Origin of the sequence: Streptomyces sp. NPDC006743 (assembly GCF_040703815.1) — a bacterium.
Classification (GTDB): Bacteria; Actinomycetota; Actinomycetes; order Streptomycetales; family Streptomycetaceae; genus Streptomyces.
On record NZ_JBEYJA010000009.1, the window covers coordinates 1 to 23,029 of the forward strand.

Consider the following 23,029-nt stretch of genomic DNA (forward strand, 5'->3'; position numbering starts at 1 on the left):
TCGAGATCCGCAAGCAGAACCCCGCCTTCGGCCTCGGCACCTACACCGAACTCCCCTCCTCCAACCCCGCCGTCCTCGCCTTCCTGCGCGAGTACGACGACGACCTGGTGCTGTGCGTGCACAACTTCTCCCGCTTCGCCCAGCCCACCGAGCTGGACCTCAGCTCGTTCATCGGGCGGCACCCCGTCGAGCTGTTCGGCGGGGTGCGCTTCCCGGCCATCGGGGAGCTGCCGTACCTGCTGACCCTGGCGGGCCACGGCTTCTACTGGTTCCGGCTCCGCAGGGACGCCGTTGCTTAGCGTGCCGGCGGGCGGGGCGGTTTCCCCGCCCCGCCCGTGGGCACGCGTGAGACACACCCGACCAGCGATTGGACGCGACGCCATGTCGGAAGCCATGTCGCAAGCCGTCACACGCTCTGTCACCGCCGGCAGCGCCGGTCTCCTCGCGTCCCTGGACCCGCTGCTGCGCGAGTGGCTGCCCCGGCAGCGCTGGTTCGCGGGCAAGGGCCGCCCGGTCACGGGATTCTCCCTGGTCGCGGCCACCGAGCTGCTCCCCTTTGACGCCAAGCTGGGCCTGCACCACCTGCTCGTCCGCGCCCACCAGCCGCTCTCGCCCGCGCCGGGCGGCGGTGTCCCGCACCCCGGGGACTGCTACCAGCTGCTCATAGGCGTGCGCGAGGCGCTGCCCCCGAGACTGGCGCCCGCGCTGATCGGTCACGTCCACGACGGCCCGCTCGCCGGGCGCACCGTGTACGACGCCCTGTACGACCCCCGGCCCGCCGAGGTGCTCCTGGAGGCCCTGCGCACCCAGGCGCGCATCGGCGGGCTGCGTTTCGAGCGGCGCGAGGAGATACGCCCCGACCTGGTGCCGCGCATGGTGACCGCCGAGCAGTCCAACTCGTCGGTGATCTACGGAGACACGTTCATCCTGAAACTGCTGCGCCGTGTCCTGCCCGGCGTGAACCCCGATCTCGAACTGCCGCTGGCGCTGGCCCGCGAGGGCTGCGCCCGGGTGCCGGCGCCGGCCGCCTGGATGACCGCCGAGGTGGGGGACACGGGCGACGACTCCTACGTCCTCGGGGTGCTCCAGCCCTTCGTGCGCGGAGCGTCGGACGGCTGGGAACTGGCCCTGCGCGAGCTGGCCAAGGGCGAGGACTTCACCGCTGAGGCGCGGGCGCTGGGCCGTGCCACCGCCGAGGTGCACACGGCGCTGGCCCGCGCGCTGCCCACGGTCAGCCTGGCCCACCTCCAGCTCCAGTCGCTGGTCGACGGCATGACCGAACGGCTGCAGGCGGCGGCCCAGGCGGTGCCCGCGCTCCGGCCGTACGCCCCCGGCCTGCACTCCGCCTTCGAGGCGCTGGCCGACCTGGCCGCCGAGGGCCACACCTGGACCGCCCAGCGCGTCCACGGCGACCTGCACCTGGGGCAGTGCCTGCGCTCCCCCTCCGGTCAGTGGTCGCTGATCGACTTCGAGGGCGAACCGGCCAAGCCGCTCGCCGAGCGGCGGATGGCCCAGCCCGTGGTGCGGGACGTCGCCGGAATGCTGCGTTCCTTCGACTACGCGGCGCACTCGGCCGGCGGGCCGCCCGCGCCCCGGTGGGCGGCGGCCTGCCGCGCCGCGTACTGCACCGGGTACGCCGAGGCCGGCGGCCGCGACCCGCGCACCGATCCGGTGCTGCTGCGGGCCTACGAGACCGACAAGGCGGTGTACGAGGTCCTGTACGAGGCCCGGCACCGCCCGGACTGGCTGCCCGTGCCGCTGGCGGCGGTGCGCCGTCTGGCCATGGGCGCCCAGCCCGCCTGACCCGCCCGACCCGGCCGCCCGCCGGGGCACCACCGTCCGCCACCGCCCTGCCCCGATCCTTCGCCGAGGAGGCCCCGCCCGTGACTGCCCGTCCCCCCTCCAGTGGTCCGGACCCGAAGCAGCCGCCCGAGGCCGCCGCGAAGAAGGCCCCCGCCGAGAAGCCCGCCGCGAAGAAGACGGCGGCCAAGAAGACCGCGGCCAAGAAAGCGGCACCCGAGAAGACGACGGCCGGGACCGCGACCCGGAAGGCGGCGGCCGACAAGACAGCGGCCGAGAAGGCGGCGCCCGCGAAGGCCGCGGCCCGTGGGACGACGGCGAAGAAGGCGGCGGTGAGAACGCCGGTGGCGAAGACGACGACCGCGCGGGCGGAGACGAAGAAGGCGACGGCAGGGAAGGCGGCGGTGAGAACGCCGGTGGCGAAGACGACGACCGCGCGGGCGGAGACGAAGAAGGCGACGGCAGGGAAGGCGGCGGTGAAGAGGACCGCGGCCGAAGAATCCGCACCGCGGAAGACCGCACCCCCGCCGGAGGTCTCCCCCGCCCTCGCCATGGCGGACCGCGAGCGGCTGCTCGCCGGTACGCACCACGACCCGCACTCCGTGCTCGGCGCGCACCCCGTGCCCGGTGGCGTCGCCGTGCGGGCGTTCCGGCCGTACGCCCTCGGTGTCGCCGTCCTCGCCGGCGGCCTCCAGGTGGAGCTGCGGCACGACGGGGAGGGCTTCTTCTCGGGGCTGCTGCCGCTGCGGGACGTACCGGAGTACCGGCTGGAGGTCGCGTACGAGGGCACGGTGCAGCGCACCGAGGACGCGTACCGTTTCCTGCCCGCCCTCGGTGAGCTGGACCTGCACCTGATCGGCGAGGGCCGGCACGAGGAGCTGTGGCGGGCGCTCGGCGCGCACCCGACGACGCACCAGGGGGTCGCCGGGACCCGCTTCGCGGTGTGGGCGCCCGACGCGCGGGGCGTGCGGGTGGCCGGTGGTTTCAACTTCTGGGACGGCACCGCGTACCCGATGCGCTCGCTGGGCGGCACGGGCGTGTGGGAGCTGTTCGTGCCCGGCGTCGGCGAGGGCGAGCTGTACAAGTTCGAGATCACCCGGCCGGACGGTTCCAGGACGCTGCGCGCCGATCCGCTCGCCCGCCGCACCGAGGTGCCGCCGGCCACCTCGTCCGTCGTGCACGCCTCGCACCACGAGTGGAGCGACGAGGAGTGGCTGGCCCGGCGTGCGCGGCGGCCCGCGCACGAGGCACCGCTGTCCGTGTACGAGGTCCACCTGCCCTCCTGGCGGCCGGGCCTGACCTACCGGGACCTGGCCGAGCAGCTTCCCGCGTACGTCAAGGACCTGGGCTTCACGCACGTGGAGCTGATGCCGGTCGCCGAGCACCCCTTCGGCGGCTCCTGGGGCTACCAGGTCACCGGCTTCTACGCGCCCACCGCGCGCCTGGGCACCCCGGACGACTTCAAGTACCTGGTGGACGCGCTGCACCGGGCGGGCATCGGTGTGATCATGGACTGGGTGCCGGCGCACTTCCCGCGCGACGCGTGGGCCCTGGCCGAGTTCGACGGACGCCCGCTGTACGAGCACTCCGACCCGCTGCGCGCGGCCCACCCCGACTGGGGCACCCTGGAGTTCGACTTCGGCCGCCGCGAGGTGCGCAACTTCCTGGTCGCCAACGCCGTCTACTGGTGCGAGGAGTTCCACATCGACGGGCTGCGCGTGGACGCGGTGGCCTCCATGCTCTACCTGGACTACTCGCGCGAGCCCGGTCAGTGGACGCCGAACGAGCACGGCGGCCGGGAGAACCTGGACGCGGTGGCCTTCCTCCAGGAGATGAACGCCACCGTGTACCGGCGGGTGCCGGGCGTGGTGACCATCGCGGAGGAGTCCACGGCCTGGGACGGGGTCACCCGGGCCACCCACCACCGGGGTCCGAGCGGCTTCGGCGGCCTGGGATTCGGGCTGAAGTGGAACATGGGCTGGATGCACGACTCGCTCCAGTACATGAGCCACGAACCCGTGCACCGCGCCTACCACCACGGCGAGATGACGTTCTCCATGGTGTACGCGTACAGCGAGAACTACGTGCTGCCGATCTCGCACGACGAGGTGGTGCACGGCAAGGGCTCGCTGGTGTCGAAGATGCCCGGCGACTGGTGGCAGCAGCGCGCGAACCTGCGCGCCTACCTGGCCTTCATGTGGTCCCACCCCGGCAAGCAGCTCCTGTTCATGGGGCAGGAGTTCGCCCAGGGCTCGGAGTGGTCGGAGGCGCGCGGCCCGGACTGGTGGCTGCTCGACCCGTCCTACGGCGCCGCCGCCGAGCACCGGGGCGTGCTGGACCTGGTCCGCGACCTCAACTCCGTCTACCGCGCCACCCCGGCCCTGTGGGAGCGGGACGTCCACCCCGACGGGTTCGAGTGGATCGTCGGGGACGCGGCCGACGACAACGTACTGGCGTTCCTGCGCCGCGCCACGGACGGCACCCCGCTGCTGGCAGTGTCGAACTTCGCCCCGGTCGTCCGCCACGACTACCGCCTGGGCGTCCCCGACGACGTGCCCGCCTGGCGGGAGGCGGTCAACACGGACGCGGCCCGCTACGGCGGCAGCGACGTCGTCCGCCCCGACCCGGTCAAGCCGGACCCCCAGGGGTGGCACGGCCGCCCGGCGAGCATCCGGCTGACCCTGCCACCCCTGGCGACGGTGTGGCTGCGCCCGGCGTGAGGGCCCCGGCGCCCGGCGGCCCCGTCACGTCGCGGACGCCCGTCACCGCGCGAACGCCTCCGCCAGCGCCGGCGGCAAAGCGCCCGTGTGCAGCACGCCCAGCCGCTGGGTCGCGCGGGTCAGGGCCACGTACAGGTCGCTCGTGCCGTAGCGGGCCGGCTCGACGACCAGTACGGAGTCGAACTCCAGGCCCTTGGCCTGGCGCGGGTCGAGCAGGACGACCGTGTGCGTCAGGTCGGGCTCCGCGCCCGCGGTGACCCCCTCCAGCCGGGCGGCGATGCGGCGGTGCAGGTCGCGCGGGGCGATGACGGCGAGCCGGCCCTCCTCGGGGGTGAGTTCGGCGACGGCCTTCTCGACCGCGCCGGGCAGGTCGTCGGTGGCGCGGACCCAGGGCCGTACGCCCGTGGAGCGCACCGAGCTGGGCGGCTCGAAACCGGGGTGCTCGGCGCGGACCACGGCCGCCGCCACGTCCATGATCTCGGCGGGCGTGCGGTAGTTGACGCCGAGCCGGGTGTGCTCCCAGCGGTCCTCGACGTACGGCCGGAGGATGCCCTCCCAGGAGCCGGCACCGGCCGCCTCGGCCGTCTGCGCGGGGTCGCCCACCAAGGTCATGGAACGGGTCGGGCTGCGCCGCATCAGCAGCCGCCACGCCATCGGCGACAGCTCCTGCGCCTCGTCGACGATGATGTGCCCGAACGCCCAGGTGCGGTCGGCCGCCGCACGCTCGGCGGCGCTGCGGTGGTCGTCCTCCTCCTGGCGTTCGGCGAACCGCTCGGCGTCGATGATGTCGTGCGCGGACAGGACCTCGGAGTCCTCCTCGTGCTTGTCGTCGAACTCGTAGGTCCGCGAGGCGTACGACACGTCGAGCACGCCCTGCGCGTACGCCACCTGCGTCTCGCGCTCGCGTTCGGCGCGGGCGCGGGCGAGGCGGTCGTCCTCGCCGAGCAGTTCGGCGGCCTCGTCGAGCAGCGGCACGTCGGCGACGGTCCAGGCCCGGGTGACCGGGCGGCGGACGGCGTCGGCGTCCTCCTCGGACACGTACCCCTCCGGTGCGGCCAGGAAGTCCGCGACCAGCCGCTGCGGGGTCAGCCGCGGCCACAGCCGGTCGACGGCGGACCAGACCTCGGGGTTCTCGGCGAGTTCGTCGCGGATCTGGGTGATGTCGCTCGCGTCGAGGAGGTTGGAGCCGTCGTAGGGGTCGGTGCCGATGCGCTCGGCGACCATGTCGGTGAGGGTGTTGAGGATGTGTCCCTCGAAGTGCTCGCGGGCCGCGTTGTGCGGCAGTTTCGCGGCGCGCGTGCGCTCGCGGGCGACCCGCACGAGGCCGTCGTCGAGCATCAGGACCTCGCGGTCGTGCTCGATGGCGATGACGGGGTCGGGCAGCGCCTGGCGGGCGCGTACGACGGCGGCGAGCACGTCGGCCATGTCGGCGCGGCCCTTGACGGCGGCCGCCTCGGGGGTGTCCTGGGCGGTGGCCCGCACGCCGGGGAACAGCTCGCCGACGGTCGCCAGCAGCACGCCCGTCTCACCGAGCGAGGGCAGCACCTCGCCGATGTAGCCGAGGAACGCCGGGTTGGGGCCGACGATCAGCACGGCCCGGCGGGCGAGCAGTTCCCGGTGCTCGTAGAGCAGGTAGGCGGCCCGGTGCAGGGCGACGGCGGTCTTGCCGGTGCCGGGGCCGCCCTCGACCACCAGCACGCCGCGGTGCGGGGCGCGGATGATGCGGTCCTGGTCGGCCTGGATGGTGCGCACGATGTCGCCCATCCGGCCGGTGCGGGCGGAGTTCAGCGCGGCCAGCAGCACCGCGTCGCCGGCCGGGTCCTCGTGGCCGGTGCGGGTGGCGTCGCCGAGGTCGAGGATCTCGTCGTGCAGGGCGGTGACCCGGCGGCCCTCGCCGGCGATGTGCCGGCGGCGGCGCAGGCCCATCGGGGTGTGCCCGGTGGCCAGGTAGAACGGGCGGGCCACGGCGGCCCGCCAGTCGATCAGGACGGGCGTGCGCTCGGCGTCGTCGGCGCGCAGTCCGACGCGGCCGATGTGATGGGTGACGCCGTCGGTCAGGTCGATCCGTCCGAAGCAGAGCGAGCCGTCCACGGAGTTCAGGGCGGCGAGCAGTCCCGAGCGCTCGGCGACGAGGATGTCCCGCTCCAGCCGGGCCTGCATGGGCGTGTCGCCCTGGGCGAGGGCGTCCGTGACGGCGGCCTCGGTGTCACCGCGCAGCGCGTCGACGCGTGCGTACAGCCCGTCGATGAATTCCTGTTCCTGTCGCAATTCATCGTCGGAGAATCCGGTGTTTGACAATTCCGCTCCCGCCCGCATATACTGTGGTCACTGGACTTCTCCGCGACCACATTCTTCGTGAAGTCGCGAACCACCGAATATACGCAAAGAAATCCCCCGGGCGCAATTGCCCGGGGGATTTCTTTCGTCGGGGCGGCTGGGTCACAGCACGTCGGACAGCTCCTCGAGCAGCCGCCGCTTGGGCCGTGCGCCGACCATGGACCGCACCGGCTCGCCGTCCTTGAAGACCATGAGGGTGGGCGTGCCCAGCACGCCGTACCTGATCGTCGTCGCCGGGTTGCGGTCCACGTCCAGCTGGACGATCCGCAGCCGCTCGCCCTGCTCGGCGGCGACGGCCGCGAGGACCGGCGCCAGCTGCCGGCACGGCCCGCACCACTCGGCCGTGAACTGCACCAGCACGGGCAGGTCCGACCCGAGGACCTCCGCCGCGAAGTCGTCGTCGCCCACGTCCCCGACCCCTTCCACCTGCTTGATCACCGCTCGTGCCCTCCCAGTTCGCACACGGGTTCCGGGCCCCCCGGAACCAGCGACTCGGCGGCCAGCTCCTGCCGCGCCCGCTCGGCACGCGCCAGCTGCCCGGCGACCTGCGCGCGCACCGCCCGCAGGTCCCCGATCAGCGCGTCCAGCTCCTCCAGCTTGCGCCGGTAGACCAGGAGCGAGGCCGGGCAGGAGTCGCCCTCCGGGTGCCCGGCGCGCAGGCACTCCACGAAGGGCCGCGTCTCCTCCAGGTCGAACCCGAAGTCCCGCAGCGTCCTGATCTGCCGCAGCAGCCGCAGGTCCCGCTCGTCGTAGGTGCGGTGGCCCTGGGCGTCCCGCCGCGCGGGCAGCAGCCCGCGCGACTCGTAGTACCGCAGCGCCCGCGTGGTGGTCCCGGCCCGTTCGGCCAGCTCGCCGATTCGCATGACCCCGACGGTACGGGTTGACGTCGGCGTCAGGGCAAGGGCGGACGGGCGGCCCGCTCAGACCGGGACGCCCGCCGAGTGCTCCACCTCCAGCAGGGAGGCGCTGTGGCGTTCCTCCTCGAAGGCCCTGCGTCCGCCGCGCAGGCCGAAGAGGCGCTTGGCGAGGGCGATGTAGAGGACGGCGAGGATGTTGAGGGTCAGGGTGGCGATCTTCACCGCGCTGACGTGCTCGGTGAGTTCGTAGACCTCCAGCGGGAGGAAGGCCGCGGTGGCGACCACCGTCAGGTACTCCGCCCAGCGCTTGGCGTACCAGAGGCCGACGGCCTCGACGATCTCGATCAGCGCGTAGGCCAGCAGCAGCCCGGCCACCAGCAGCAGGGTGGAGTGCTTGTAGCCGAAGGTCTTCTGGATGGTCCCGACGACCGGCGAGTGGTCGAGGTCGTAGTGGAAGTGCCGGAAGACGGGGCGGAAGACGTCCAGGTACTCGTTGAAGAGACGGCGCACCGCGTCCTGGCTGTTGCTGAAGCGCCAGACCGCGACGGCGACCAGGACGATGAACACCCCGCGCACCACCCGCTCCAGGGCCAGGAAGCGCAGGATGAACAGGTCCCGCAGCACCTTGCCGCGCGGCACCAGCGGCGCGTCGGCGGCCGGGCCCGAGCCGTGCGGCTCGCCGAGCACGAAGTCACCGCAGCGCAGGCAGCGCCAGACCTCGCCGAGGGCGGTGTCGGCGTGCAGCCGGATGCGCAGCCGGGGGTCGTCCGGCGCGTACGTCACATGGCCCTTGCGCGCGCAGGTGCGCCGGTCCCAGTCGATCGCCATCCCCCGTTGCCTCCGTCTGTGTCTCTGTGTCTCTGCTGCCGCTGTGTCCGTGCGTCCGCGCGGTCTCCGTGACCGCGCGGAAGAACGCGGCCGTGCCGCGCCGGTCGATCCGGCACGGCACGGCACGGTAGTGCATCGCGGTTGTTCGCAGTTCTAAGAGACGCCGACCAGGGCGTTTCAGTTCACGGCGCTGCCGGCCGGCTCCCTGGTCTCGTCCGCCGCTTCCGTCGTACGGCCGGTGCCGCGCGGCAGCAGCAGGGCCACCGCGAGGGTGCCGACGCCGAGGACGACGGCACCCACCAGGCTGGTGTGGGAGACGGCGTCGGCGAAGGAGGAGCCGACGGCGTCCTTCATCTGCCGGGCGCCCTGGGCGAGCTGCCCCGCCTGGGCCTTCAGCTGGGCGGCCTGGTGGGGGTCGGTCGTCTGCGCGGCCTGCGCGGCGAGGTGCCGGGCCTTCTCGCCGATGCCCTGGGCGACGGCGTATCCGCCGCCCACCGAGTCCTGCGCGGTGGCCAGGGCGCTCGCCGGGAGCTTGCTGCCCGTGGTGGCGTCGGCGAGGTGCCCGGAGTACGAGGTCGACAGGAGGGATCCGAGGATCGCGATGCCGAGCGAGCCGCCCAGCTCGATCGAGGTGTCGTTGACGGCGCCGCCGACCCCCAGCTCGGGCTCCGGGAAGGCGCCCATGATCGCGTCGGTGCAGGGCGAGAGGGCGAGGCCGATGGCCAGGCCGAGGACGATCAGGGGCGCCACGAAGGAGCCGTAGGAGGACGAGCCGTCGACCTGGGTGAGCAGGGCCAGGGCGACGGTGCCGCCGACCATGCCCGCGGTGACGGTCCACTTCATGCCGACGCGCGGGGTGAGGTAGCCGGTCAGGGCCGAGCCGACGAAGACCGCGCCGGCCAGCGGCAGCATGCGCACACCGGTGGCGAGGGCGTCGTAGCCGAGGACGAACTGGAGGTGCTGGGTGAGGTAGTAGAAGGCGCCGAAGACGGCCAGGAAGAACAGGGCGACGGCGAGGTTGGAACCGGCGAAGCGGCGGCTGGTGAAGCGGCGCACGTCGAGGATGGGGCGCGGGTGGCGCAGCTCCCACAGGACGAAGGCCAGCAGGCCGGCGCCCGCGACGACGGCGGCGGTGACCGCCTTGACGTCCCAGCCGAAGTGCGGCCCCTCGATGATCATGTAGACCAGCGAGCCGGTCCACAGCACGGACAGCAGGCCGCCGACGTAGTCGATGCGGTGGTCGCCGCCCTCGGGCCGGGCGGCCCGGGACGGCGGGACGAGGACGAAGGCGGCGACCAGGGCGACGGCGGCGATCGGCACGTTGATCAGGAAAGTCGAGGCCCAGCCGTGGTTGCGGAGCAGTGCGCCGGCGACGACCGGGCCCGCGGCGATCGCGAGGCCGGCGGTGGCGGTCCACAGGGTGATGGCCTTGGCGCGTTCGGCGCGCGGGAAGGTCGCGGCCAGCAGGGACAGCGTGGCCGGCATGATCAGGGCGGCGCCGACGCCCATGACCGCGCGGGCGGCGATGACGGTCGCGGCGCTGCCGGCCAGCGAGCCGAAGACGGCTCCGCCGCCGAAGACGACCAGTCCGAGGACCAGGGCGCCGCGCCGGCTGTACTTGTCACCTATCGCGCCGAGCAGCAGCATCAGCGCCGCGTAGGGGACGGTGTAGCCGTCGATCACCCATTGCAGGTCGGCGCCGGACAGGCCCAGGTCGCGGGTCATGTCGGGCGCGGCGACGGTGAGGGCGGTGTTGGCCATCACGATGATCAGCAGGCTCAGGCAGAGCACCAGGAGCGCCCACCAGCGCCGGGCGTAGGGGCGGTCCGTCCTCTCGACCGGTTCGGTCATGACGAGTCGCATGGCAGGGGTCGCCTTCCTCGGGTGCGCGTCGGATCGTGGACCTGTGCGTACAGCTACTTGCACAGCGATGTGCATTTGCACAACCATGTGCAATGTACGTCGTTGCACAGTGCTGTGCAAGTCGCGAGGGAGGCACAATGTCAGCCATGACCACGGGTAACACCACGCGCGCGGACGCAAACCGGCGCCGCATCCTCGACGTCGCCCTCGCCGAGCTGCTGCGCGACCCCGACGCGTCCATGGACCAGATCGCGCGCGCCGCGGGTGTCGTACGGCGCACGGTGTACGGGCACTTCCCCAGCCGCGAGGCGCTGATCAGCACGCTCGTCGACGACGCCGTGCAGGTGCTGGCCGACGCGCACGCGCGGGGCCGCGAGGGCGTCGAGGACCCGGCGGAGGCGCTGGCGCGTTCGGTACTGGCGATCTGGCCGATCGCGGACCGCTACCGGCTGCTGGTGGCGCTCGCCCAGCGCACCGTGACCATGGAGGGCATCCGCGAGCGTCTGGCCCCCGTCCGCAGCAGTTGCGCGGACCTGCTCCAGCGCGGCGTCGAGCGGGGTGCGTTCAGCTCACCGCTGCCCGCGCCCGCGCTCGCGCACGTGCACGAGCAGATCCTGTTCGCGCTGATGGAGGCCGTCAACGACGATCTGCTGGACGCCCGTGAGGCCGGCTCCTCGGCCGCCGTCACGGTGCTCACGTCGGCCGGGGTGCCGGCCTCACGGGCGGGGGCACTGGTGTCGAAGCTCGGCGGCTGACCGGAAGGCCCCACGGCGGGCGGGACGCGAAGAGCCGAGCGGCCGGGCCCACGGGGGGAGAGCCTCGGCCGCTCGGCGGCTTCTTCTTGGAGCTGTTGGACAAGAGGGGAGTCCGGTCGGCTCGCGGCGTCCGGTGCGTGCGAGCGCAAGGCGCCGGAAGTCCTTGGGGCGGAGCTGTCAGGACTTTCCGGCAGCGCCGCGAGCGTGCGTGCCGGGCGTCGCGAGCCGGGCGCCCCTCTTGTTCGCGGCTCTTATGGGTGCCGGACGCCCGGCCCGGGTTCAGGCGGGGCCGGGCGTCCGGAGAGCGGGGACGGTCGCGGGCGGACGCCGGAGGCGTGGGGGACGCGGGGCGTGTCGCGGGCGAGCGGCCGTGTGCGGGCGGGCCGGCCTGACGGGTCGGGCCCGGCGGTTCAGGGCTGACGGGTCCGGCCTGGCACGTCAGGGCTGAGGGCTGACGGATCCGGCCTGAAGGTCTGCCCTGACGGTTCAGGGCTGACGGGCCGGGCCTGACGGCCGAGGTCCGGCGCGTCCGGGTCAGGCCTTGGCCAGTTCCTTCTCGCCGTCCTCGCGCTGTTCCGGCAGGGCGGAGCCGGCCGGGCCGCTCTCGGAGTCGTCGAGCAGGGTGCGCTCGTCGAAGGGCAGGTCACCGGCGAGCACCCGGCGCACCCGGTCCTGGTCCACCTCGCCGGTCCACGTGCCGATCAGCAGGGTGGCGACGGCGTTGCCCGCGAAGTTCGTCAGGGCGCGGGCCTCGCTCATGAAGCGGTCGATGCCGACGATCAGGCCGACGCCGTCGACCAGCGCGGGCTTGTGGGACTGGAGGGCGCCGGCCAGGGTGGCGAGGCCCGCGCCGGTGACGCCCGCGGCGCCCTTGGAGGCGATCATCATGAACAGCAGCAGGGTGATCTGCTGGCCGATGGAGAGCGGCTGGTCCATGGCGTCCGCGATGAACAGCGAGGCCATGGTCAGGTAGATCATGGTGCCGTCGAGGTTGAAGGAGTAGCCGGTCGGCACGGTGATGCCGACGACCGGGCGGCTGACGCCGAGGTGCTCCATCTTGGCGATCAGCCGGGGCAGCGCGGACTCGGACGACGAGGTCGACAGGATCAGCAGGAACTCGCGGCCCAGGTACTTCAGCAGCTGGAAGATGTTGACGCCGGCCACCAGACGGGTCATGGCGCCGAGCACCACGATCACGAAGAGCAGACAGGTGGCGTAGAAGCCGAACATGATCGTGGCGAGGGCCTTCAGGGCGTCGATGCCCGTCTCGCCGACGACGGCGGCCATGGCGCCGAAGGCACCGATCGGCGCGGCCCACATGATCATGGAGAGGATGCGGAAGACCAGGCGCTGGATGTGTTCCACCCCGCGCAGCATCGGCTCGCCCCTGCGGCCCATGGCCTGCAGCGCGAACCCGACGAGCAGGGCGACCAGCAGGGTCTGGAGCACCTGGCCCTCGGTGAAGGACGACACGAGCGTGGTCGGGATGATCCCGAGCACGAAGTCGACCGGGCCCTCCTTCGCGGCGTCGGCCTGGGCGTGGCCCACACCCTTGACCGCCTCGGTGAGGTGCATGCCGCTGCCGGGGTGGACGAGGTTGCCGATCACCAGGCCGATGGCGAGCGCGACGAACGACATCGCGACGAAGTAGCCGAGGGCGAGGCCGCCCACCTTGCCGACCTTCGCCGCCTTGCGCACCGAACCGACGCCGAGCACGATCGTGCAGAAGATGATCGGGGAGATCATCATCTTGATCAGGTTCACGAAGCCGGTGCCGAGCGGCTTCAGCTCCTTGGCGAAGTCCGGCGCGGCGAACCCGACGACGACGCCGAGGACCACCGCGGCGATCACCGCTATGTAGAGGTAATGGGTGCGGTCCCGCTTGGCTGCGGGGCCGGGCCCGCTGGCGGGTGCGGCAGGTGCCGTATCGGCTGCGCTGGTCACGGCGGCCCTCCTTGACGACGTCGTCGGCATCACCGGCGTGCGGCTCACGTCCGGGGGATTTCGGGGATGCCGTGACTATCTCGTGCCGTGTGAGGGCGGTCACCCTTCCGTTCATTTAGTTCACGCCACCGCTCGGAGGCAGACTGACGGCATGCGCATACCCGCCCTCCCCAGACCGCGCAGCCTGGCGGGCCAGCTCTTCGCCATGCAGGCCGTGCTGCTGGCGCTCGTCGTGGCCGGATACGCGCTGTTCACCTTCGTCAGCGACCGCGGTCAGGCGGAGAGCGCGGCCCGCCGCCAGACCACGGCGGTGGCCCGTTCCATCGCCGACTCCCCCTCCGTGCGCTCCGCGATCCACACCGCCGATCCCACCTCCCACCTCCAGCCCTACGCGCTCCAGGTCCAGCGGGACACGGGCGTCGACTTCGTGACGATCATGACGCCGCAGGGCATCCGCTGGACCCATCCGGACCCGGACGAGATCGGCCGCCCCTTCCTCGGCAACATCTCCCGTGCCCAGCGCGGGCGGTCCTTCACCGAGACCTACACCGGCACCCTCGGCCCCTCCGTCCGCGCGGTCACCCCCGTCGAGGAGAACGGCCGCGTCATCGGCCTGGTCAGCGCCGGCATCAAGGTCGAGGCGATCAGCCGGCGGGTCCAGGAGCAGGTCACGGCCCTGTTCGGGGTCGCGGGCGGCATCCTCGCGCTGGGCGCGGTCGCCACGTACGTCATCAACGCGCGGCTGCGCCGGCACACGCACGGCATGAACGCCGACGAGCTGAGCCGGATGCACGACTACCACCAGGCCACCTTGCACGCGGTGCGCGAAGGGCTGCTGATGCTGGACTCGCACCACCGGGTGGCCCTCATCAACGACGGCGGACGCGAACTGCTCGGCGTGGGCGGCGCGGCCGGCGAGGCGGAACCGGTGGGCAGGCCGGTGACCGAGCTGGGCCTGCCCGCGCCGCTGACGGGCGCCCTGCTGGCCGCCGAGCCGCGGGTGGACGAGGTGCACCTCACCGACGCCCGCGTCCTGGTGGTGAACACCTCCCCGGTCTCGGGCGGGCAGCGCCGGGGCACCGTGGTGACCCTGCGCGACGTGACGGAACTCCAGTCGCTCATGGGCGAACTGGACTCCGAGCGCGGTTTCACCCAGGCACTGCGGTCGCAGGCCCACGAGGCGGCGAACCGGCTGCACACGGTGGTGTCCCTGATCGAACTGGGCCGCGCCGAGGAGGCGGTGGAGTTCGCCACGGCGGAACTGGAACTGGCCCAGGCCCTGACCGACCAGGTGGTCGCGGCGGTCGGCGAGCCGGTGCTGGCCGCGCTGCTGCTCGGCAAGACCGCGCAGGCCAACGAGCGGGGCGTGGAGCTGGTGGTGTCCGAGGACAGCGGCCTGGACGACGGGCTGCTCCCCCGCTCCCTGCCCGCCCGTGACCTGGTGACGATCCTCGGCAACCTGATCGACAACGCGGTGGACGCGGCCCAGGGCGGCGCGCGGGCGCGGGTGACGGTGACGGTGTGCGCGGCCGGCGCCGAAGTGCTGCTGCGGGTCGCGGACAGCGGCCCGGGTGTCGACCCGGACCACACGGACCTGGTCTTCCAGCGTGGCTTCTCGACCAAGCCGGCCGGACCCGGCGGGCGGGGGCTCGGGCTCGCGCTGGCCCGGCAGGCGGTGCTGCGGCACCAGGGGACACTGACGGTCACCGACGCGGCGGAGGGCGGTGCGGCCTTCGAGGCGCGGCTGCCGCTGGGCGGCCCCGCGGCCGCCCCCCGGCCCCGCCGGACACCCGGTGCGGCGCACGCCGGCACCGGCGACAGCGACGGTACGAGGACGGCGGGGCGGAGCGCATGACGGACGGCGGCACCGGCAGACGGCCCGGGGAACAGCCTCGGGAGCAAGGCGCGGGGCAGCGGGAGGGACGGCCCATCCGGGTCCTGGTGGTCGAGGACGACCCGGTCGCCGCCGACGCCCACGTGATGTACGTGGGCCGGGTCCCGGGGTTCGTCGCGGTGGGCAAGGCGCACACCGGTGCGCAGGCCCGGCGCGCGCTGGAGCGCACCCCGGTGGACCTGCTCCTGCTCGACCTGCACCTGCCGGACGTGCACGGCCTCCAGCTCGCCCGCTCCCTGCGGGCCGCCGGCCACCACGCGGACGTCATCGCGGTGACCTCGGCACGGGACCTCGCGGTGGTCCGCGAGGGCGTCTCGCTGGGCGTGGTCCAGTACGTCCTCAAACCGTTCACCTTCGCCACCCTGCGCGACCGGCTGGTGCGCTACGCGGAGTTCCAGGCGGCGGTCGGTGAGGCCAGCGGCCAGGAAGAGGTCGACCGTGCCCTCGCCGCCCTGCGCGCCCCCGGCCCGGCCGCCCTCCCCAAGGGCCTGAGCGCCCCCACCCTGCAACGGGTGACGGGCGCCCTGCGGGAGGCCGCCGAGGGCCTCACCGCCGCCGGCGTCGCCGAGACGGTCGGCATCTCCCGCATCACGGCCCGCCGCTACCTGGAGCACCTGGTGGACACCGGCCGCGCCGCCCGCCGCCCCCTGTACGGCCAGGTGGGCAGGCCGGAACTGGTGTACCGGTGGGGACCGGGACGGTGAGACGGCCCGCCCCGGGCGCGGCAGGGCCCACGGCCGTAGGTTCGTACAACCCGTCATCCTGTGGGAACGGCCCGTAGTCACCGGCGCCGCGGGCTCCTAGCTTGTGCGGGTGCAGCCACCACCCTCCGCCCTCCCGTTCAACGCCCCCGCCGCCCGGCGGATCCGTGCCGCGCTCGGCATGGGGCCCGAGCACGTCGCCCACGGCATGCGGGTCTCCTACGGGCTGCCGTACGTCACCCCCGACCTGGTGGTCGCCTGGGAGCGCGGGGCCGCCTCGCCGTCGGGACCGGAGCTGACCGGGCTGGCCGGGGTGCTGTGGTGCGCGCCGGGCGAGCTGATCGGACGGCCGCGCAGCCTGCGCGAGCACCGCATCGCCCGTGGTCTGCGGCCGGAGGACGTGGCCCGTGCCGTCGGTCTCGAACCGCCCCGCTACCTGCGGATGGAGGAGCGCGACGACTGGCGCGGCACCGAGCGGCAGTCGGCCGCGCTGGCCGAGGTCCTCGCCCTGGCCCTGCCCGACTTCGTCGCCGTCACCGGGCGCGAGGAGCAGCTCGCCGGCCTGCTGCGCAGTGCCGTCGGCACCCGCTGGCAGGGTTACGTCCGCCCGGTGGGCAAGGTGGTGCCTCTGCGGCGGGCGCTGCTGGAGAAGGTCCTCCAGCAGTTGCACCAGGACTACCAGGGGCAGATGGTCGCCTCGCTGAGCTGGGGCGGCACCAGCGCGGCCGGGGAGGCGGGCGACGCCGGCCGGGACTTCCTCGACCGGATCGTCGAGCACTTCTGGACCCGGGTCGAGGCGGCCCCGTAGGACGTCCCGGGAGCCGAAGGAAGCCCGCGCCGCAGAGCGCGGAGCCCGAAGGCCCCCAGGCCCCCGAAACCGGAAGGCCCGGAGCGGTGAGCCCGGAGCCGGGACCCGGGCCGGAAGGGCCGGGCCGGAGGACTCCGAGGGCCCAGGGGGAGGCCGAGGGCCGAGGGCCCGAAGGGGCGAAGACCGGGAAGGGCGAGGAGGGCGAGGCGAGCGGGAAGGTCTAGAAGACCGACTCCGCCTCGTCCATGCGGTCCTTGGGCACCGTCTTCAGCTCGGTCACCGCCTCCGCGAGCGGCACCATCACGATGTCGGTGCCGCGCAGCGAGGTCATGTGGCCGAACTCGCCGCGGTGCGCGGCCTCCACCGCGTGCCAGCCGAAGCGGGTGGCGAGGACGCGGTCGTAGGGGGTGGGGACGCCACCGCGCTGCACGTGGCCGAGGATGACCGGCTTGGCCTCCTTGCCCAGCCGCTTCTCCAGCTCGTACGCCAGGGCCGTGCCGATGCCCTGGAAGCGCTCGTGGCCGTACTTGTCGATGGCGCCCTTGCCGTAGTCCATGCTGCCCTCGGCGGGGTGGGCGCCTTCGGCGACGCAGACCACGGCGAACTTCTTGCCGCGGGCGAAGCGCTCCTCGACCATCTTGACCAGGTCGGCCGGGTCGAAGGGCCGCTCGGGCAGGCAGATGCCGTGGGCGCCGGCGGCCATGCCGGACTCCAGGGCGATCCAGCCCGCGTGCCGGCCCATGACCTCGACGACCATCACCCGCTGGTGGGACTCGGCGGTGGTCTTCAGGCGGTCCATCGCCTCGGTGGCCACGCCGACGGCGGTGTCGAAGCCGAAGGTGCGGTCGGTGGAGGAGATGTCGTTGTCGATCGTCTTCGGGACGCCCACCACCGGCAGCCCGGCGTCCGAGAGCATGCGCGCCGCGGTCAGCGTGCCCTCGCCGCCGATCGGGATGAGCGCGTCGATGCCGAACCGGTGGATCATGTCGGAGGCGTTCTCGCACGCCTCCCGCAGCCGGTTGCGCTCCAGCCGGGACGAGCCGAGGATGGTGCCGCCGCGGGCCAGGATGCCGCTGACCGCGTTGAGGTCCAGCTCGCGGTAGCGGCCGTCGAGCAGGCCGGCGTAACCGTCCTCGAAACCGATGACCTCGTCGCCGTACGTCGTGACCGCTCGGTGCACCACCGACCGGATCACCGCGTTCAGTCCCGGACAGTCGCCGCCTGCCGTGAGAACTCCGATACGCATCGTGCTGTGTCTCCTGCCCACTGTTGACACCGGTGATCCAGTCCGATTGTTTCACGTCCCGGGGGCGGCCACGTCTTGACCGGGGGCCGCGGCCGACCGCCGGGAGCCCCGGTCTCCTGACGGGCGCCTTATCTAGCGGCGGGGGTATTGTCAAGAGGGTTCCGCTCACCTCGGTGGGCGATTTTTGTCCGCCGTACGCCACCCCTGTACGTCCTCTGTACCTCCGGTGCACCCCCCACTCGACGAAACGGAGAGCCCGCGTGACCCGCAGCGTGTACGTGACCGGCATCGACCGCGGTGACGGCCGCCAGGTCGTCGAGCTGGGTGTCATGGAGCTGCTGACCCGGCAGGTCGACCGGGTGGGCGTCTTCCGCCCGCTCGTCCACGACGGCCCGGACCGCCTCTTCGAACTGCTGCGCGCCCGCTACCGGCTGACCCAGGACCCGGCCACCGTCTACGGCATGGCCTACCACGAGGCGTCCTCCCTCCAGGCCGAACAGGGCACCGACGAGCTGGTCTCCACCCTCGTCGACCGCTTCCACCGGGTGGCCAGGGACTACGACGTCGTCCTGGTCCTCGGCACCGACTTCGCCGACACCCAGCTCCCCGACGAGCTGTCCCTCAACGCCCGGCTCGCCAACGAGTTCGGCGCCTCCGTGCTCCCCGTCGTCGGCGGCCGCAAGCAGAGCGCCGAGTCGGTGCTCGCCGAGACCCGCAACGCCTACCGCGCCTACGACGGCCTGGGCTGCGACGTCCTGGCCATGGTCACCAACCGGGTGGCCCGCGAGGACCGCGACGAGATCGCCGGGCGGCTGACCGGCCGGCTGCCCGTGCCCTGCTTCGTGGTGCCCGACGAGCCGGCCCTGTCCGCGCCGACCGTCGCGCAGATCACCCATGCCCTGGACGGCAGGATCCTGCTGGGCGACGACTCGGGACTGGCCCGCGACGCGCTCGACTTCGTCTTCGGCGGCGCCATGCTGCCCAACCTGCTCAAGGCGCTGACACCGGGCTGCCTGGTCGTCACCCCCGGCGACCGCGCCGACCTGGTGGTCGGCTCGCTCGCCGCGCACAGCGCCGGCACCCCGCCGATCGCCGGCGTGCTGCTCACCCTGGACGAGGAGCCCGGCGAGGAGATCCTCACCCTCGCCGCCCGGCTCGCCCCCGGCACCCCGGTCGTCTCGGTGTCCGGCAACAGCTTCCCCACCGCCGAACGCCTGTTCTCCCTGGAGGGCAAGCTGAACGCGGCCACCCCGCGCAAGGCGGAGACCGCCCTCGGCCTGTTCGAGCGGTACGTCGACACCACCGACCTCAGCAAGCGGGTCTCCGCGCCGAGCAGCGACCGGCTCACCCCGATGATGTTCGAACACAAGCTGCTCGAACAGGCCCGCTCCGACGTCCGCCGGGTCGTGCTGCCCGAGGGCACCGAGGAACGCGTGCTGCACGCGGCGGAGGTGCTGCTGCGCCGCGGGGTGTGCGACCTGACGCTGCTCGGGCCGGTCGACACCATCCGCAGGAAGGCCGCCGACCTCGGCATCGACCTCGGCGACACCCAGCTCATCGACCCGGCCGTCTCCGAGCTGCGGGACTCCTTCGCCGAGCAGTACGCCCGGCTGCGGGCCCACAAGGGCGTCACCGTCGAGCTGGCGTACGACGTCGTCTCCGACGTGAACTACTTCGGCACGCTGATGGTGCAGCAGGGCCTGGCCGACGGCATGGTCTCCGGTTCCGTGCACTCCACGGCCGCCACCATCCGGCCCGCCTTCGAGATCATCAAGACGAAGCCGGAGGCGTCGATCGTCTCCTCCGTGTTCTTCATGTGCCTGGCCGACAAGGTGCTCGTCTACGGCGACTGCGCGGTCAACCCGGACCCGGACGCCGAGCAGCTGGCCGACATCGCCGTCCAGTCGGCGGCCACCGCCGCCCAGTTCGGCGTCGAGCCGCGGATCGCGATGCTGTCGTACTCCACCGGCACCTCCGGCACGGGCGCCGACGTGGACAAGGTGCGCGAGGCGACCGACCTGGTGCGGCTGCGCCGCGCGGACCTGATGATCGAGGGTCCCATCCAGTACGACGCGGCCGTGGAGCCGTCGGTCGCCGCGACCAAGCTGCCGGGCTCGGAGGTCGCCGGGCAGGCCAGCGTGCTGGTCTTCCCGGACCTGAACACCGGGAACAACACGTACAAGGCCGTGCAGCGCTCGGCCGGCGCGATCGCGGTCGGCCCGGTCCTGCAGGGCCTGCGCAAGCCGGTCAACGACCTGTCCCGCGGCGCCCTGGTCCAGGACATCGTCAACACCGTCGCCATCACCGCGATCCAGGCCCAGGACCAGGCCCGCACCCCGGCCGCCCCCGCCCACTGACGTCGTAGAGAGAACCCTTGAACACCGTGAACGCGACCCGTGTCCTCGTCCTCAACTCCGGCTCCTCGTCGCTGAAGTACCAGCTCCTCGACATGCGCGACGCGAGCCGGCTCGCCGTCGGCCTGGTGGAGCGCATCGGTGAGCAGACCTCCCGGCTCAAGCACACCTGTGTGGCCACCGGCGACACGCGCGAGCAGAACGGCCCGATCGCCGACCACGACGGCGCGCTCAAGGCCGTCGCCGGGGAGCTGGCCAGGGACGGGCTCGGCCTGGACTCCCCCGAGCTGGCCGCGATCGGCCACCGCGTGGTGCACGGCGGCATGTTCTTCACCGAGCCGACCGTCATCGACGACGCCGTCCTCACCGAGATCGAGCGGCTGATCCCGGTGGCGCCGCTGCACAACCCGGCCAACCTCACCGGCATCCGCACCGCCACCGCGCTCCGCCCCGACCTGCCGCAGGTCGCCGTCTTCGACACCGCGTTCCACACCACCATGCCGGAGCCGGCCGCGCGCTACGCCATCGAGCCCAAGCTCGCGGACCGCTTCCGGGTGCGGCGCTACGGCTTCCACGGCACCTCGCACGCCTACGTCTCCCGCAGGACGGCCGAGCTGCTGGGCAAGGCGCCCGAGGACGTCAACGTGATCGTGCTGCACCTGGGCAACGGGGCGTCCGCCTCGGCGGTGCGCGGCGGGCGGTGCGTAGACACCTCCATGGGGCTCACCCCGCTGGAGGGGCTGGTCATGGGCACGCGTTCAGGAGACCTGGACCCGGCGGTCATCTTCCATTTGCAGCGCGTCGGCGGAATGTCCATGGACGAGATCGACACTCTCCTCAACAAGAGGAGCGGTCTGTTCGGCCTCTGCGGCGACAACGACATGCGGGAGATACGGCGCCGGATGGACGAGGGCGACGAGCAGGCGCGGCTCGCCTTCGAGATCTACATCCACCGGCTGAAGAAGTACATCGGTGCCTATTACGCGGTACTCGGCACCGTGGACGCGGTCGCCTTCACCGCCGGGGTCGGGGAGAACGCGGACTTCGTGCGCGCGGCGGCCCTCGCGGACCTGGAGGGGCTGGGTCTCGCGGTGGACGGCGCGCGGAACGCCGTACGCGCCGACGAGGCGCGGCTGATCTCGCCCGACGGGGCGCGGGTCGCCGTGGCCGTCGTCCCCACGGACGAGGAAATGGAGATCGCCGCGCAGACCTACGCCCTTGTCGGAAAGGACGAGTAAGGAGGAGCGGGAGAGGAGCGGGCGAAGACAATCAAGGACAAGCGAGGACAACCGAATTCGACCGGCATCCCCACCGGCACTCGACTGAGCGCAGACCCGCCCATTTGTATATTCCACCAGACGGAATATTCCGCAGCGAAACAAACCGATAGGATCGCCCCATGCGCCGTTCGAAAATCGTCTGTACTCTCGGCCCCGCGGTCGACTCCCACGAGCAGCTCGTCGCGCTGATCGAAGCCGGCATGAACGTGGCCCGCTTCAACTTCAGCCACGGCACGCACGCCGAGCACCAGGGCCGGTACGACCGCGTCCGTGCCGCGTCCAAGGAGACCGGCCGGGCCATCGCCGTCCTCGCCGACCTGCAGGGCCCGAAGATCCGGCTGGAGACCTTCGCCGAGGGCCCGGTCGAGCTGGAGCGGGGTGACGAGTTCACGATCACCACCGAGGACGTCCCGGGCGACAAGCAGATCTGCGGCACGACGTACAAGGGGCTGCCGGGTGACGTCTCGCGCGGCGACCAGATCCTGATCAACGACGGCAACGTCGAGCTGAAGGTCCTGGACGTCGAGGGCCCGCGGGTGAAGACGATCGTCATCGAGGGCGGTGTCATCTCCGACCACAAGGGCATCAACCTGCCCGGCGCGGCGGTGAACGTGCCCGCGCTGTCCGACAAGGACGTCGAGGACCTGCGTTTCGCGCTCCGCATGGGCTGCGACATGGTGGCGCTGTCCTTCGTCCGCGACGCCAAGGACGTCGCCGACGTCCACCGCGTCATGGACGAGGAGGGCCGCCGCGTCCCCGTCATCGCCAAGGTGGAGAAGCCGCAGGCGGTGGAGAACATGCAGGACGTCGTGATGGCGTTCGACGGCGTGATGGTGGCCCGCGGTGACCTGGCCGTCGAGTACCCGCTCGAAAAGGTCCCGATGGTGCAGAAGCGCCTGATCGAGCTGTGCCGGCGCAACGCCAAGCCGGTGATCGTGGCGACCCAGATGATGGAGTCGATGATCACCAACTCCCGTCCGACCCGCGCCGAGGCCTCCGACGTGGCCAACGCCATCCTGGACGGCGCCGACGCGGTGATGCTGTCCGCCGAGTCGAGCGTGGGCGCGTACCCGATCGAGACCGTCAAGACGATGTCGAAGATCGTCGTCGCGGCCGAGGAGGAACTGCTCTCCAAGGGCCTGCAGCCGCTCGTCCCGGGCAAGAAGCCGCGCACGCAGGGCGGTTCGGTGGCCCGTGCCGCCGCCGAGATCGCCGACTTCCTGGGCGGCAAGGGCCTGGTGGCCTTCACCCAGTCCGGCGACACGGCCCGCCGGCTGTCGCGCTACCGCGCGACCCAGCCGATCCTCGCCTTCACCACCGACGAGTCCACCCGCAACCAGCTGGCGCTCAGCTGGGGCGTGGAGTCGCACGTGGTGCCCTTCGTCAACAGCACCGACGAGATGGTCGACCTGGTCGACCAGGAGCTGATCAAGCTCAAGCGGTTCAACGAGGGCGATGTCGTGATCATCACCGCCGGCTCCCCGCCCGGGGTCCCCGGCACCACGAACATGGTCCGCGTCCACCACCTGGGCGGCGGCCAGCGCGACTGACGTACGTCCGTCGCCGGGCCGGGCCCGTACGGGCTCGCGTACGCGTTCGAGGGCGCCCTCGCCGGGATCCGGCGGGGGCGCCCTCGGTTCTG

General features: G+C 72.6%; 17 protein-coding genes. 10 read left to right on the forward strand and 7 right to left on the reverse strand.

What is annotated here, in order from left to right; all coding sequences use genetic code 11:
• The 3 genes from ABZ719_RS10285 to glgB form a co-directional block, all read left to right on the forward strand.
• Positions 1-299: alpha-glucosidase C-terminal domain-containing protein (locus ABZ719_RS10285; RefSeq protein WP_366724784.1), on the forward strand; the 299-nt coding region annotated here is incomplete at its 5' end.
• Positions 300-393: 94 nt separating this feature from the next.
• Positions 394-1,803, forward strand: a complete 1,410-nt coding sequence (locus ABZ719_RS10290; protein WP_366724785.1) for a maltokinase — start codon at positions 394-396, stop codon at positions 1,801-1,803.
• A gap of 80 nt (positions 1,804-1,883) precedes the next feature.
• Positions 1,884-4,520, forward strand: a complete 2,637-nt coding sequence (gene glgB / locus ABZ719_RS10295; protein ID WP_366724786.1) for a 1,4-alpha-glucan branching enzyme — start codon at positions 1,884-1,886, stop codon at positions 4,518-4,520.
• 42 nt (positions 4,521-4,562) lie between these two features.
• Here glgB and ABZ719_RS10300 read toward each other — a convergent pair whose 3' ends face one another.
• The 5 genes from ABZ719_RS10300 to ABZ719_RS10320 form a co-directional block, all read right to left on the reverse strand.
• Positions 4,563-6,836, reverse strand: a complete 2,274-nt coding sequence (locus ABZ719_RS10300; protein WP_366724787.1) for an ATP-dependent DNA helicase — start codon at positions 6,834-6,836, stop codon at positions 4,563-4,565.
• Between the two features lie 123 nt (positions 6,837-6,959).
• On the reverse strand, positions 6,960-7,292 hold the full coding sequence (trxA, locus tag ABZ719_RS10305) for a thioredoxin (protein WP_366724942.1): 333 nt from the start codon (positions 7,290-7,292) through the stop codon (positions 6,960-6,962).
• Positions 7,292-7,720, reverse strand: a complete 429-nt coding sequence (locus ABZ719_RS10310; RefSeq protein ID WP_366724788.1) for a MerR family transcriptional regulator — start codon at positions 7,718-7,720, stop codon at positions 7,292-7,294. Before ABZ719_RS10310 ends, trxA begins: the two co-directional genes overlap by 1 nt.
• A gap of 57 nt (positions 7,721-7,777) precedes the next feature.
• Positions 7,778-8,542, reverse strand: a complete 765-nt coding sequence (locus tag ABZ719_RS10315; RefSeq protein WP_037851709.1) for a DUF2127 domain-containing protein — start codon at positions 8,540-8,542, stop codon at positions 7,778-7,780.
• A 177-nt stretch (positions 8,543-8,719) separates the two neighbouring features.
• Positions 8,720-10,405, reverse strand: coding sequence for a DHA2 family efflux MFS transporter permease subunit (locus tag ABZ719_RS10320; protein ID WP_366724789.1), 1,686 nt, complete (start codon positions 10,403-10,405; stop codon positions 8,720-8,722).
• A gap of 137 nt (positions 10,406-10,542) precedes the next feature.
• Between ABZ719_RS10320 and ABZ719_RS10325 the strand changes: the two genes are divergently transcribed.
• A complete protein-coding gene (locus ABZ719_RS10325) occupies positions 10,543-11,160 on the forward strand; it encodes a TetR/AcrR family transcriptional regulator (RefSeq protein WP_366724790.1) in 618 nt (205 codons plus the stop codon).
• 534 nt (positions 11,161-11,694) lie between these two features.
• On the opposite strand, the gene ABZ719_RS10330 is transcribed toward ABZ719_RS10325, so the two are convergent.
• Positions 11,695-13,104, reverse strand: coding sequence for a cation:dicarboxylase symporter family transporter (locus ABZ719_RS10330; RefSeq protein WP_366724791.1), 1,410 nt, complete (start codon positions 13,102-13,104; stop codon positions 11,695-11,697).
• Positions 13,105-13,255: 151 nt separating this feature from the next.
• Between ABZ719_RS10330 and ABZ719_RS10335 the strand changes: the two genes are divergently transcribed.
• From ABZ719_RS10335 to ABZ719_RS10345, 3 genes are all read left to right on the forward strand, one after another.
• Positions 13,256-14,959 carry a sensor histidine kinase gene (locus ABZ719_RS10335; protein WP_366724792.1) on the forward strand — a complete coding sequence of 568 codons (1,704 nt, stop codon included), beginning with the start codon at positions 13,256-13,258 and terminating at the stop codon, positions 14,957-14,959.
• Complete coding sequence (locus ABZ719_RS10340) at positions 14,956-15,702, forward strand: response regulator (protein ID WP_366724793.1); 747 nt, start codon at positions 14,956-14,958, stop codon at positions 15,700-15,702. Before ABZ719_RS10335 ends, ABZ719_RS10340 begins: the two co-directional genes overlap by 4 nt.
• 109 nt (positions 15,703-15,811) lie before the next feature.
• Positions 15,812-16,507, forward strand: coding sequence for an XRE family transcriptional regulator (locus ABZ719_RS10345; protein WP_366724794.1), 696 nt, complete (start codon positions 15,812-15,814; stop codon positions 16,505-16,507).
• A 220-nt stretch (positions 16,508-16,727) separates the two neighbouring features.
• Here ABZ719_RS10345 and ABZ719_RS10350 read toward each other — a convergent pair whose 3' ends face one another.
• Positions 16,728-17,753, reverse strand: a complete 1,026-nt coding sequence (locus ABZ719_RS10350; RefSeq protein ID WP_366724795.1) for an ATP-dependent 6-phosphofructokinase — start codon at positions 17,751-17,753, stop codon at positions 16,728-16,730.
• Positions 17,754-18,013: 260 nt separating this feature from the next.
• Here ABZ719_RS10350 and pta point away from each other — a divergent pair, with 260 nt between their 5' ends.
• From pta to pyk, 3 genes are all read left to right on the forward strand, one after another.
• Entirely contained in the window at positions 18,014-20,110 is a 2,097-nt protein-coding gene (pta, locus tag ABZ719_RS10355) for a phosphate acetyltransferase (protein ID WP_366724796.1), read from the forward strand.
• Positions 20,111-20,136: 26 nt separating this feature from the next.
• Positions 20,137-21,345: an acetate kinase gene (locus ABZ719_RS10360; RefSeq protein ID WP_366724943.1), complete on the forward strand. Its 1,209-nt coding sequence runs from the start codon at positions 20,137-20,139 to the stop codon at positions 21,343-21,345.
• Positions 21,346-21,506: 161 nt separating this feature from the next.
• A complete protein-coding gene (pyk, locus tag ABZ719_RS10365; RefSeq protein ID WP_366724797.1) occupies positions 21,507-22,937 on the forward strand; it encodes a pyruvate kinase in 1,431 nt (476 codons plus the stop codon).
• Positions 22,938-23,029 lie beyond the last annotated feature (92 nt).